Genomic DNA, 12,086 nt, shown 5'->3' on the forward strand with positions numbered 1-12,086 from the left:
AGCCGCAGGGCTGCCCGGTTCAGCGCGGCACGATCCCGCCGGTGGTCGACCCGACACCGACCTTCCTCCTCTAGTTCAGGCCCATTGCCGATATCGAGTCGCGCCCTTAATTGGGCCCGATGAGCAACATCATTTCCAGCCGCCTGATCGTCCTCGGCTCCGGCCCAGCCGGCTACACCGCCGCAATTTACGCCGCCCGCGCCGGCCTCAATCCGATCGTCGTCCAGGGTATCCAGCCCGGCGGCCAACTGACCACCACCACCGATGTCGAAAACTACCCCGGCTTCCGCGATGTCATCCAGGGCCCCTGGCTGATGGAGGAAATGCAGGCCCAGGCCGAGCATGTCGGCACGCGGATGATCTGGGATACGATCGTCGATGTCGATATCGCGGGCGGTTCGCCGTTCAGGGCGATCGGCGACAGCGGCGACGAATATGTCGGCGATGTGCTGGTGATTGCCACCGGTGCGCAGGCAAAATGGCTCGGCGTACCGGGAGAAGCGGAGCTGGGAGGGAAGGGCGTCTCGGCCTGCGCGACCTGCGACGGCTTCTTCTTTCGCGGGAAGAAGGTGGCAGTGATCGGCGGCGGGAACACCGCGGTCGAAGAGGCGCTTTACCTCACCAACCATTCGGACGATGTGACCCTGATCCACCGGCGCGATGAGTTGCGCGCGGAAAAGATCCTGCAGGATCGGCTGTTCGCCAACGAGAAGATCACTCCGCTGTGGAACAAGACTGTGACGCGCTTCATTGCGGGCGAAGACGGAACGCTGGGCGGCCTGGAACTGGTCGATACGCTCACCGGCGAGACCAGCACGATCGAAGTCGACGGAGCCTTCGTTGCGATCGGACACGCGCCTGCCACCGAGCTGTTCAAGGGCAAGCTGCCGATGGATGCGAATGGTTATCTGCTGGTCGAACCGGGGACGCCAAAGACGTCGGTGCCGGGCGTGTTTGCTTGCGGCGACGTGATGGACCATGTCTATCGCCAGGCGGTGACGGCCGCCGGGACGGGCTGTATGGCCGCGCTCGATGCAGAGCGGTTCCTTGCCGAACGCGACTTTGCGCGGAAGGAAAAGGCCTCAGTCGAAGCCTGAACTTAGCCTAGCGGAACAATGCCATTGCCGCGTGCAGGATCAGCGCCGCCAGCACCAGGCTCGATAGCGCGAAGAGCGCGAACCGGACGACGATCTTGTTCCAGATCGCCTGCACCAGCGAATGGACAACCCTTAGGGCGACATAGGCCCAGGCCAGCTGGGCATTGAAACCGTCGCCCTGGCCGATGATCGCCAGGGTGATCGCGACAGCGTAGAAGACCGTGGGCGCCTCGTGCAGGTGATTGTAATTCTTGGCTTTCCACTGCACCTCGACCGGGAGCAGCGTATCCAGCGAGGCACCTTGTTCCTTGGCCAGGCGATCGGGATCGACCCTGGCCTTGTTCATGGCCGGGATCCTTGTGGCGTACATCCAGACCCACATGACCATGGTCCAGATCGCCAGTGCAACGACCGGCTTCAAAATCTCCATACCTACAAGCTCCATGGTCCGTCTCCCCTAACCGAAGATTGTCAGCATGACCGCCCGAACCGAAAGCACGACCAGGCACAAGGTCGACAGAGTGAACAACACGACCCGCACGGGGATCCGGTTGACCGACGTCTGCCACAGCGAATGGACGATGCGGATCGCGACATAGGCCCAGGCAAAGAGGATGTCGGTCGGGCCGGCTCCCATCAGCGCAATGACCACCACCGTCGGGTAGAAGATCGTCGGCTGCTCCATCAGGTGCGTGTAATTGTGGGATTTCCAGTTGGTCTTGGCCGGCAGGATCGGTTCGAGGTCCTGCCCGCGTCCGCCGGGTGGCGCGTTGCCAAGGTCGACGTCGGTCTTCGCCAAGCCAGCGAAACGCGTGACGACCATCCAGAAAAGAACGACGAGCGACCATGCCACCAATGCGGCAGCCGGTGCGAGCATCTGGGCCAGCATGAATTCCCCCCTCTCGATTCTTCTTGAGAGGCAGACTGCGCTCGGGGTGTTAGATTGTCAAATGCAACTTAATTTGCGGATTCGATGATCCCGGCAAACACTGCGGGATCCACATTGCCTCCGGTGAGCAGGATCACCGTGCGGCGGTCGATCCGCGCCTTGCCAGCCAACGCCGCCGCCAGCCCGGCATTTGCCCCGGGTTCGATCACCAGCCGCAAATTGGCGAAGGCGAAGCGCATCGCCGAGCGAATCTCCGCATCGCTGACGGTCAGGCATGGCTCGGCGCGACCCTTGAGGACGTCGAGATTTATTTGCCGGGCGGCGGGCGCGAGCAGGCAATCGCAGATCGTGTGCGGCGCGTCGGGCGAGGCGCGCAATTCCCTGCCTTCGGCAAGGCTCCTGCCGATCACATCCCAGCCGGCCGGCTCGACCGGCACGATTTCGGCTTCGGGGCAGGCGAGGGCGAGCCCCGCCGACAGCCCGCCGCCGCCGCACGGCGCAATAAAGCGCGTCGGGGCGGCCTCGCCGCGCTCGACGAGCTGCGCGGCTGCCTCGATCCCGGCGCTGCCCTGGCCTTCGATTATCCACGGATCGGCGAAGGCATGGACGATGGTGGCACCGGTCTTTTCCTGCAGCTCCCTGGCAATCTCGTCCCGATCGCCGGCCCTGCGGTCGTAAGTGACGATTTCTGCCCCCAATGCCCGGACATTGTCGGTTTTCACCCTTGGTGCGTCCTCCGGCATGACGATCGTTGCCGGCATTCCCAGCCTGCGTGCCGCCCAGGCGACGCCCTGGGCATGATTGCCGCTCGAAACGCCGATGACGCCGCGCTCACGATCGCCTTCGGGAATCCGGCCGATCCGATTCCACGCACCGCGAATCTTGAAGGCGCCGATCGGCTGGAGGCTCTCGACCTTGACCCAGCACTGCTCGCCATTGATTTCGACCGGCAGCAGCGGCGTTTGCGGCAGGATAGCGGCAATTCGACGTGCTGCGTCGAGCACTCCGTCCCGCGTGGGTTTGCGCAAGTCGCCCGATTGAGTCATGGAGCGGCCACGTCGCATATTTACTATCGCGCGACCAGCCACTAATGGCCCGCGCCTTTCCCGACCGTCAGGACGAGCAAATGACCGATTCGAAGATCAATGATACGCGTAAGGCCGAGCTGCTTTCTACCAAGGTCGAACACATCGACATCACCAAATTCGATGCCCGTCCGATCATCGATGCGATGGGCAAGATGAGCTTCACCAGCCGCGACCTGGCGCGGGCGACCGGCATCTACAACCAGATGCTCGAGGACCAGGACTGCACGATCTTCCTCGTCATCGCCGGGTCGACTTCGGCAGGCGGGTGCATGGACCTCTATGCCGAACTGGTCAGGAGCAACATGGTCGATTGCGTGGTCGCGACGGGTGCAACCATCGTCGATATGGATTTCTTCGAAGGGCTCGGTCACAAGCACTATCAGGCGCTCGAAGTTCCCGATGACGATACCTTGCGCTCGCTCTATATCGACCGGATCTACGACACCTATATCGACGAGGAGCAGCTGCAGGATTGCGACTTCACGATCAACAGGATCGCCAATTCGCTGCCGCCCGGTCCTTACTCTTCGCGCGCCTTCATCCGCGAGATGGGCCGCTATCTATCCGAGCACGGGAAAAAGGACAACAGCCTGGTCAAGCTCGCCTTCGAGCACGACGTGCCGATCTTCTGCCCGGCCTTTGTCGACTCATCGGCGGGGTTCGGTCTGGTGAAGCACCAGGTCGACCAGCTGGCCAAGGGCGCACCCTATCTGATGATCGATGCGGTGGCGGATTTCCGCGAACTCACCGCGATCAAGATCGAGGCCGGCGAATCGGGCCTGCTGATGGTCGGCGGCGGTGTGCCCAAGAATTTCATCCAGGATACGGTGGTGTGCGCCGAAATCCTCGGGCACGAGGACGTCGCGGTCCACAAATATGCCGTACAGATCACCGTTGCCGATGTTCGCGACGGCGCGTGCTCGTCGTCGACGCTGCAGGAAGCGGCCAGTTGGGGAAAGGTCTCGACCGCGATCGAACAGATGGTGTTTGCCGAGGCTGGATCGGTCATGCCGTTGCTGGCTTCGGACGCATATCACCGTGAACATTGGAAAAACCGCACGCCGCGCCGCTGGGCGACGATTTTCGATTCCTGAAAATGTGCGTTTTTCACTTGCGGTTCACAAAGTTGCTTCTATAGCCACCCTCCGCTGCCCCAAGGGGACTTCCTAACCGCAAGGCAGCTTGTCGTTTCATGGTTCTGGCGAACTGTTTTGGGGGTCCCTTGAGTTGCACATCTATCCCGACGCACGGTCTGTAGTCCGCGATCTTTCGCCGGACGAACCGGTTATCATCAACCGCCCGCACGCCGCGGCGCGCGCTGCCCGCTTCTTTGCCGAGAAGTTTCCGGGCAAGTCGCTCTATGCGGTGAAGGCCAATCCCTCGCCGGACCTCGTCCAGATCCTGTGGGACAACGGAATTTCCCATTTCGACGTCGCTTCGATCGGCGAAATCCGGATGGTTCGTTCGATCCTTCCCGAAGCGGAACTGTGCTTCATGCACCCCGTCAAAACCCCGAGCGCGATCCGCGAAGCCTATCACCGGCACCGCGTACGGACCTTCAGCCTCGATACGATCGAAGAACTGCACAAGATCGTCGAAGCGACCAGGGATGACAAGGGCAGGCCCGCCGGGGACCTCAGCCTCTGTGTTCGTTTGCGGGTTTCGTCGGATTATTCGGAACTGAGCCTTGCCTCGAAATTCGGGGTCGACCTGGCCGATGCGGCACCGCTGCTCCAGGCGACTCGCCAGCATTGCGATGCGCTCGGCATCTGTTTCCATGTCGGCAGCCAGGCGATGACGCCGTTCGCCTTTATCCAGGCGCTCGAGCGCGTCCGCGTGGCCATTGCCGAGGCAGCGGTAACGGTCGACATCGTCGATGTCGGTGGCGGCTTCCCGAGCTGCTACCCCGGGATGGAGCCGCCGCCGCTGCAGGACTATTTCGCGATTATCAAGCGCCAGTTCGAATTGCTGCCGATCGCCTACAATGCCGAGCTGTGGTGCGAACCGGGCCGGGCGCTGTGCGCCGAATACAGCTCGATGATCGTCAAAGTCGAGAAGCGCCGCGGAAACGAACTTTACATCAACGACGGTGCCTACGGCGCCCTGTTCGATGCCGCCCATGTCGACTGGCGGTTCCCGGTGGCAGCACTGGAAGACGATCTCTCCCAGCCGCTCGAGGAATTCGCGTTCTACGGGCCGACTTGCGACGATGCCGATTACATGAAGGGTCCCTTCATGCTGCCGGCGGACATCCAGTCGGGCGATTTCATCGAGATCGGCATGCTGGGCGCCTATGGCTCGGCAATGAAGACCGGCTTCAACGGCTTCGGCAATGCCGAAGTCGTGCTCGCGGCCGACGAACCGATGGCGAGCCTCTATCGTGGCGATCGCCCGCTGCCGACCAGCGACAATGTGGTGAGCTTGCGCTGAATTTCGCTCCTGGAGCGCTTTCGACCTTGATTGCATCGAAGCCGGGCGCTCCAGAGCCTTGTCTTCCCGCGATTTCCAGGCCGCCAGATGATTCCATCCGGCTCGAAATCGCTCTAGGCCGGCGCGGCGGAAGCCGGAGCGGTTCCAGCCGTCATTCCGTTGCGGGCCATCGCTGCTTCGTACATCGCCTTGTAGCGAGGATTATCGCGCAGGATGTCCATGTCGGGATCGACCTGGCTGTGCTGGACCTGGGTCGGGTTTGCGTATTTGAAATATTCCTCAAGCGTATCGACTGCTCCATCGATGTCGCCAAGATTCACGGCAAGTGCGCAGGCTAGGTTGTAGCGCATCGAAAGATTTTCCGGGTCGAACATCAGGGCGCGGGAAATCCATTCCCTTGCCCGCGGCTGGTCGCCCAGCGCCGCCAGGGCATTGGCGACCGCCGCCATTGCCGCGGCATTGCTGGGATCGCTGGCAACCGCCTTTTCCGCCCGCTCGGCACAGATTTTCGCCATGCGCTTGGTATCTTCGGCATCGCCCTTAGCCTCATAACAGGTGATCAACATCAGGGGATTGTGGAAATCGCTATCCATCAACGCCGTGGCCTTTTCGAAATAGGGGATCGATTCCATGATGCGGCCCTGCCGGAAGTAGAGGAAGGCGGCCTCCTTGTTCACTTCCCAGCTTTCGGGCTCGAGGCGGAGCGCCGTTGCCAGCGCCTCGTTGGCCTCGTCGAGCTTGCCATCGATCTGGAGGAAACGCGCCCTCACGCAATAGGCTTCGGCGATGCTGGGATCGAGCTCGATCGCGCGTTCGGCCGGCGTTAGCGGATCGATCTCTTCCATTCCGTGCCAGAACCGCAATTCGCACATGGCCAGCGACATTAGCGCCCAGGGCTTGGCATAGGCCGGGTCTACCGCCGTAGCCTGCTGGCAAACGCGCACCACCACCTTGTCGCGGCGCTGGTCGCCCTTGTTGCCGCTGATCCAGTGCTGTCGCGCAAGGAGGTAGAGGCTGTAGGCTTCGGGACTGTTGGTCCCGCGCTGTTCGATAGCCTTCTTTTCCTTGGGCAGGAGCTGGAGCTTCAGCGCAGCGACAATCGCTTTCGAAATCTCGTCCTGGATCGCGAAAATGTCGGTCAGGTCCCGGTCGTAGCGGTCGCCCCAAAGCTGGAGATTGTCCTCGCAGTCGATCAGCTGGGCAGTGATCCTGACCCGGTCGCCGGCTTTGCGCACGCTCCCTTCAAGCATATGGGTCACCCCGTAATCGCGCACCAGCGCGGGAACGTCGAGCGGCTTGCCCTTGAGCGCAAAGACGATGTTGCGGGCGACCAGCGAAAGCGCCGAGACCTTCGAGAGGTCGATAATGATATCCTCGCTGATCCCGTCGCTGAAATATTCCTGTTCGGCATCGCCGCTCATATTGACGAAGGGAAGGACGCAGACCACCACCTTGGCCTGCGGCGCGCTGCTGGCGGCGGCAGGAGCGGTGGCCGCGGTCCCGGCGAGGCTGGCGATACTGCCCATCACCTTGGCCCAGCCCGGCGAGGAAGTTTCGCCGCTCCAGCCATTGAGGTCGGCGCATTGGATCTGGTTGAACGGCATTGGCGGCAGGCTGCCGTCGAGACTGATTTGGACCAGCGTTCCCGCTTCGCGGGCTGCATCGGCCTCGGCCCGCACCCACTGCGAGCGGGCCGCATCTGCCGACCACAATACGACAACCGCTTTCGCTTCCCTGATCCGTTCCTCGATGACGTCGCTATAGGCCCGGTGGGCGGGAAGCTCATCGTCGCGCCAGACATTATAGCCGGCAACGCGCAATGCGTCGGCGGCCGCCCGGGCAATCGCCTCGTTCGGACGTGCATAGGAAATGAAGATGTCCGACATCGGGCCCCGCGCAAGCTAAGCTTTCGTTAGTAGCCTGCGGGCAACTGGTAGCAAGTGAAACATGCGATAATCGCGTGCGGCCTAGGCCTTTGCCTTCGCGCTGCCGGCTTCGGCAAGCCGCTTCTTGGCGCGTTCGATCATCTCGTTGAAGCGCGGCGAATCCCTGAGCTTATCGAGGTCTGGATCGACCTGGACATGGGTAACCAGCATGGGGTTCATCTTGTCGATAAATCCCTCGAGCATGTCGAGGGCCTCTTCGATCTCGCCCAGTTCGACTGTCAGGGCGCAAACCAGATTATAACGCATGGTGAGGTTTTCGGGCGCGATGAGCATCGCCCGCCTGATCCATTCCTTGGCTCGCTCGGATTCACCGGCATAGGCAAGCGCACCTGCCCCCAGACCTAGAGCAGCCCCGTTTGATGGATCCTGCGCGACGGCTTTCTCGGCTCGGGCCAGGGTCATCCTGGCGGACCTGATTGCCCCCTCTCGGTCGCCTATTGCGGTGTAGCAAGTCTGCAGCATTCCGGGAGAGTGATAGTCGCTCTCCATCAACGCCGCCGCCTTCTCGAAATAAGGGATCGCCTGTTTCATCTTGCCTTGCCGGAAAAGCAGGCGGGCAGCCTCTTTGTTCACTTCCCAGCCTTCCGGTCCAAGCCTGAGAGCGGTCTCGACCTGTGCGTGAGCGTCGTCGAAACGGCCTTCCTCGGTCTCGAGATAGCGGGCCTTGATGCAATGCGCCTCGGGCAGGTTGGGATCGAGTGCCAGCGCTTTTTCCGCCGAAGCCAGGGCGTCTTCTTCGACCCGATCATGACGGAACCGCAACTCCGATTGGGCAAGCGCCATCAACGCCCAGGCCTTGGCATAATTGGGATCGATTTCGGTCGCCTGCCGGCAAATCCTGACGACCACTTCGTCGCGGCGACTGTCACCGTCATTGCCGCTGATCCAGTGCTGGCGGGCCATCAGGTAGAGATTGTAAGCCTCGGAGCTCGACGTGCCGCGATGCTCGATTGCCTTCTTCTCGGTCGGCAGCAGCTGGAGCCGCAGGGCTGCGACGATCGCTTTCGAGATTTCGTCCTGGATCGCGAAGATATCGTCGAGATCGCGGTCATAGCGGTCGGCCCACAGCTGGTGGCCCGAATTGCAGTCGATCAACTGGGCGTTGATCCTGACGCGGCCCGCCGCCTTGCGTACGCTGCCTTCGAGCACATGGGTGATATCGTGATCGCGCGCCAGCACCGCATTCTCGACCGTCTTGCCCTTGAAGGAGAAGGCAGTGTTGCGGGCGATGATGGTCAGCGCCGAGACCTTGGAGAGGTCGGTGATGATGTCTTCGCTGATCCCATCGCTGAAATATTCCTGTTCGGCATCGCCGCTCATATTGACGAAGGGCAGCACGCACACGACCTTGCGCTGCGCATTGTCGGCTTCGGCGCTCCGCGCATCCAGTTGCGGCGAGGCACTCCCGGCAAGCGAGGCGATGCTGCCCATGACCTTCGACCAGCCGGGGGCTCTGGTATCCCCGTTCCAGCCGGCCAGGTCGGCGCATTGGATCTGGTTGAACGGCATCGGCGGCAGGCTGCCGTCGAGGCTGATCTGGACCAGCGTCCCGGCCTCGCGCGCTGCGTCTGCCTCGGCGCGGACCCATTGCGAACGGGCGGCATCGGCCGACCACAGCACCAGTACGGCCTTGGCTTCCCTAATCCGTTCCTCGATTACGTCGCTATAGGCGCGGTGGGCAGGAAGCTCGTCGTCGCGCCAGACATTGTAGCCGGCAATCCGCAATGCGTCAGCGGTTGTCCGGGCGATCGCCTCGTTGGGCCGGGCATAGGAAATGAAGATTTCGGACATGGACCCCCTGGCAAGCTAGGTGGATACTAGTAGCTTGCAGCGAGTTGGTAGCAAGTGAAACATGCGAGGATCGCGCCATGCACGGCTTCGCTCACTTTCGGCGGCCGACATTCGGAGCCTAGTCGAAAATGCTTTCCCCGCGTGATTCGCGCTCGGTGCTCTCGTGCAGGATTCCTTCGCTCGGGATTTCCGGTTTGAAGGCCTCGTGGCAGGCAAGGCAGTTGGTGACCAGCCGGTCGGCAAGGCCGCGCCAGGCCTCGACATCTTCCGACCTGGCTTCGGCAAGCGCCAGCGCTTCCTGCCCGATCGTCGAGAGGTCCTGCGCCATGTTCTGCCAGCCAGTATCGGCTGCCCAAGCGGCATCGTTCGCTCCGGTCCCTTCCATCTTGGTCAGTTCGCCGGAGAGGACCAGTTCGTAGCTGGCCGAGCGGACCATGTCCCAGTCATGGTCGTTCTTCGGCAGATCGCCATTGCCGAGCGCAAAGACATAGTCGGCTGAACTGTCGACCACGCTCACCATCACCGCATTCATGCTGATCGGCAGCTTGCCCGGGGCGTCAGCACTTTCTTCCGGAGCCGGGACCTGCTGCTGGCAGCCAGCCAAGGTCAACGCGGCGAGCGCAATCAATGCGGTTTCAAGAAAACCTGACTTTATGGACATGGCTTCACCTCCCAATATGCGAGACGCGGTTCCGACCGTCTTGGGGACTTCCCCCTCGTCTCAGGGACTTCCCATTACCTAGACTGACGATGGATAGGCGATGGCGCAAGGCGAACCTTGTCGCAGGTCAATTCACAGCAGCTTCAAGGTTCGACCCAATTGCGAGCGGATTCCCGGCGATGTGGGCAGCCGGGCCAGCAGCAAGGGCGCTTCTTGCCGTCCCGCACTTCCTCACTCAGCCGTGCTCGGCGCTTCTCGCGGGTGGCTTCCTGCTTGGCGGAGATCGTCCAGCAGATCCACTCGTTGCGAGCGAGCGAGGTTAGCGCCTGCCATTTTTCGGCCAGCGCCGGATCGCCATCGAGCATGGCTTGGAGTTCAGGTGGGGTGCGGTGACGGAAATCGGCATTCGCGGCCCCGGTCATCGCCAAGTTTGGTTCAAGCCGCCTTGCGGATTTCCAGCTCCATCCGGTCCCAGATTTCGACCAGCGCATCGGTCAGCGCGCGCATCATGTCTTCGGTATGGGCAGGGCCGGGGGTGAAGCGCAGGCGCTCGGTCCCGCGCGGCACGGTCGGGTAATTGATCGGCTGGACGTAAATCCCGTATTCGGCGAGCAATATGTCGCTGATCTTCTTGGCCTTGACCGGATCGCCGACCATCACCGGCACGATATGCGTGACCGAATCCATCACCGGGAGCCCGGCTTCACGCAGCATCTGCTTGAGCGCTGCTGCGGCTGCTTGCTGGCCTTCACGCTCGACCGAACTTTCCTTGAGGTGACGAACCGCGGCCAGCACGCCCGCCACCAGCACCGGCGAGAGCGAGGTCGTGAAGATAAAGCCCGGGGCATAGGAGCGGATGCAATCGATGATCCGCGTGTCGGCCGCGATATAGCCGCCCATCACGCCGAACGCCTTGCCCATCGTGCCCTCGATGATGTCGACCCGGTGCGCGGCCTCGTCGCGTTCCGAAATCCCGCCGCCACGATCGCCATACATGCCCACGGCATGGACCTCGTCGATATAGGTCAGCGCATTGTATTTCTCGGCAAGGTCGCAGATCGCGTGGATCGGGGCAACGTCGCCGTCCATCGAATAGACGCTTTCGAAGGCGATCAGCTTGGGCAGTTCCGGGTCTTCGGCGGCCAGCAATTCCTCGAGATGTTCGACATCATTGTGGCGGAAGACGCGCTTCTCGCAACCGGAATTGCGGATGCCGGCGATCATGCTGGCGTGGTTCAATTCGTCGGAGAAAATCACGCAGCCGGGCAGCAGCTTGGCCAGCGTCGAAAGCGTCGCGTCGTTCGAGACATAGCCCGAAGTGAACAGCAGCGCGCCTTCCTTGCCATGGAGATCGGCCAATTCTCGCTCGAGTTCGATATGATAATGGGTGTTGCCGCCGATATTGCGGGTGCCGCCCGATCCGGCCCCGACATCGTGCATCGCCTCTTCCATTGCAGCGATCACCTTGGGATGCTGGCCCATCGCGAGATAGTCGTTCGAACACCACACGGTGATCGGCTGCGGTCCGTTGTGATGGGCGAAGCAGCGCGCATTGGGGTAGGCGCCCTTGTTGCGCAGGATATCGATGAACACGCGATAGCGGCCCTCTTCGTGGAGCCGGTCAATCGCCTTTTCGAAAATCAGATCGTAATTCAACGGGTCCGTCCGTGTTTGCCAGCCATGCCGCGAAGCGAGTCGCGCGGCTCGTTTAGGCTTTCGCGGGGGCCTTAAGCCATGCGCCAGATCAATAAAAGTCAAGAGTTTGCGAGGGATTCGCAACAAGCCGGGCTTAGAAATGCTCGATCGCCTGAAGGCCATAGGTTGCGAGCGCAGGGCGCAGCGCCTCGACCGCGCCATTCTCGCCGGTGTAGACCAGCCGGTCGGGCGCCACGCGCTCGAATTCCTGCCCTTCGGTGCGGAAGGCAATCCGCCGCGCGATTCCCGCCGCACCGTGGACCAGTTCGACACCGGGGCCGAACGCCGCCCGCAATTCGCTTTCGAGCAGGGGGAAATGGGTGCAGGCGAGCACGACTGTGTCGATCTCGTCGCCGCGCGGCTGGTTGCGCAGTCCGGCTACGGCCGCTTCGACCAAGGCCGGGTCGACAATCTCGCCGCGCAGCTTGGCTTCGGCCGCATCAACCAGTTCGGGCGCGGCATGGCGAAGCAGCAGCTTGTCGGAGGCGA

The 12,086-nt window shown here is 62.1% G+C and carries 11 protein-coding genes and 1 pseudogene; 3 read left to right on the forward strand and 9 right to left on the reverse strand.

The window, feature by feature from the left end; translation table 11 throughout:
• Nucleotides 1-119 precede the first annotated feature (119 nt).
• Nucleotides 120-1,097: a thioredoxin-disulfide reductase gene (gene trxB, locus AC16XC_RS03365; protein ID WP_484033225.1), complete on the forward strand. Its 978-nt coding sequence runs from the start codon at nt 120-122 to the stop codon at nt 1,095-1,097.
• Between the two features lie 7 nt (nt 1,098-1,104).
• On the opposite strand, the gene AC16XC_RS03370 is transcribed toward trxB, so the two are convergent.
• The 3 genes from AC16XC_RS03370 to AC16XC_RS03380 all read right to left on the reverse strand — a co-directional run bounded on the left by AC16XC_RS03370 (nt 1,105) and on the right by AC16XC_RS03380 (nt 3,032).
• Nucleotides 1,105-1,542, reverse strand: a complete 438-nt coding sequence (locus AC16XC_RS03370) for an MAPEG family protein (RefSeq protein ID WP_484033226.1) — start codon at nt 1,540-1,542, stop codon at nt 1,105-1,107.
• A 12-nt stretch (nt 1,543-1,554) separates the two neighbouring features.
• Entirely contained in the window at nt 1,555-1,986 is a 432-nt protein-coding gene (locus tag AC16XC_RS03375; RefSeq protein WP_484033227.1) for an MAPEG family protein, read from the reverse strand.
• Nucleotides 1,987-2,054: 68 nt separating this feature from the next.
• Nucleotides 2,055-3,032, reverse strand: a complete 978-nt coding sequence (locus tag AC16XC_RS03380) for a threonine ammonia-lyase (RefSeq protein ID WP_484033228.1) — start codon at nt 3,030-3,032, stop codon at nt 2,055-2,057.
• Between the two features lie 80 nt (nt 3,033-3,112).
• Here AC16XC_RS03380 and AC16XC_RS03385 point away from each other — a divergent pair, with 80 nt between their 5' ends.
• Together AC16XC_RS03385 and AC16XC_RS03390 are read left to right on the forward strand one after the other, a co-directional pair.
• The gene (locus tag AC16XC_RS03385; RefSeq protein WP_484033229.1) at nt 3,113-4,168 is read left to right on the forward strand and encodes a 1,9-bis(guanidino)-5-aza-nonane synthase; all 1,056 of its coding nucleotides are present in this window, start codon (nt 3,113-3,115) and stop codon (nt 4,166-4,168) included.
• Nucleotides 4,169-4,301: 133 nt separating this feature from the next.
• Nucleotides 4,302-5,504, forward strand: coding sequence for a type III PLP-dependent enzyme (locus AC16XC_RS03390; RefSeq protein ID WP_484033230.1), 1,203 nt, complete (start codon nt 4,302-4,304; stop codon nt 5,502-5,504).
• 113 nt (nt 5,505-5,617) lie between these two features.
• Here AC16XC_RS03390 and AC16XC_RS03395 read toward each other — a convergent pair whose 3' ends face one another.
• The 6 genes and pseudogenes from AC16XC_RS03395 to AC16XC_RS03420 all read right to left on the reverse strand — a co-directional run.
• Nucleotides 5,618-7,390: a TIR domain-containing protein gene (locus tag AC16XC_RS03395; protein ID WP_484033231.1), complete on the reverse strand. Its 1,773-nt coding sequence runs from the start codon at nt 7,388-7,390 to the stop codon at nt 5,618-5,620.
• An 81-nt stretch (nt 7,391-7,471) separates the two neighbouring features.
• On the reverse strand, nt 7,472-9,241 hold the full coding sequence (locus AC16XC_RS03400; protein WP_484033232.1) for a TIR domain-containing protein: 1,770 nt from the start codon (nt 9,239-9,241) through the stop codon (nt 7,472-7,474).
• 118 nt (nt 9,242-9,359) lie between these two features.
• Nucleotides 9,360-9,902: a hypothetical protein gene (locus tag AC16XC_RS03405; RefSeq protein WP_484033233.1), complete on the reverse strand. Its 543-nt coding sequence runs from the start codon at nt 9,900-9,902 to the stop codon at nt 9,360-9,362.
• Between the two features lie 143 nt (nt 9,903-10,045).
• Nucleotides 10,046-10,324: a YdeI/OmpD-associated family protein gene (locus AC16XC_RS03410; protein WP_484033234.1), complete on the reverse strand. Its 279-nt coding sequence runs from the start codon at nt 10,322-10,324 to the stop codon at nt 10,046-10,048.
• A 13-nt stretch (nt 10,325-10,337) separates the two neighbouring features.
• Nucleotides 10,338-11,558, reverse strand: coding sequence for a 5-aminolevulinate synthase (hemA, locus tag AC16XC_RS03415; RefSeq protein WP_484033235.1), 1,221 nt, complete (start codon nt 11,556-11,558; stop codon nt 10,338-10,340).
• Between the two features lie 133 nt (nt 11,559-11,691).
• A pseudogene (locus AC16XC_RS03420) lies at nt 11,692-12,086 on the reverse strand (glutamate racemase); the annotation flags it as partial.

The organism is Candidatus Andeanibacterium sp. (genome assembly GCF_057143545.1).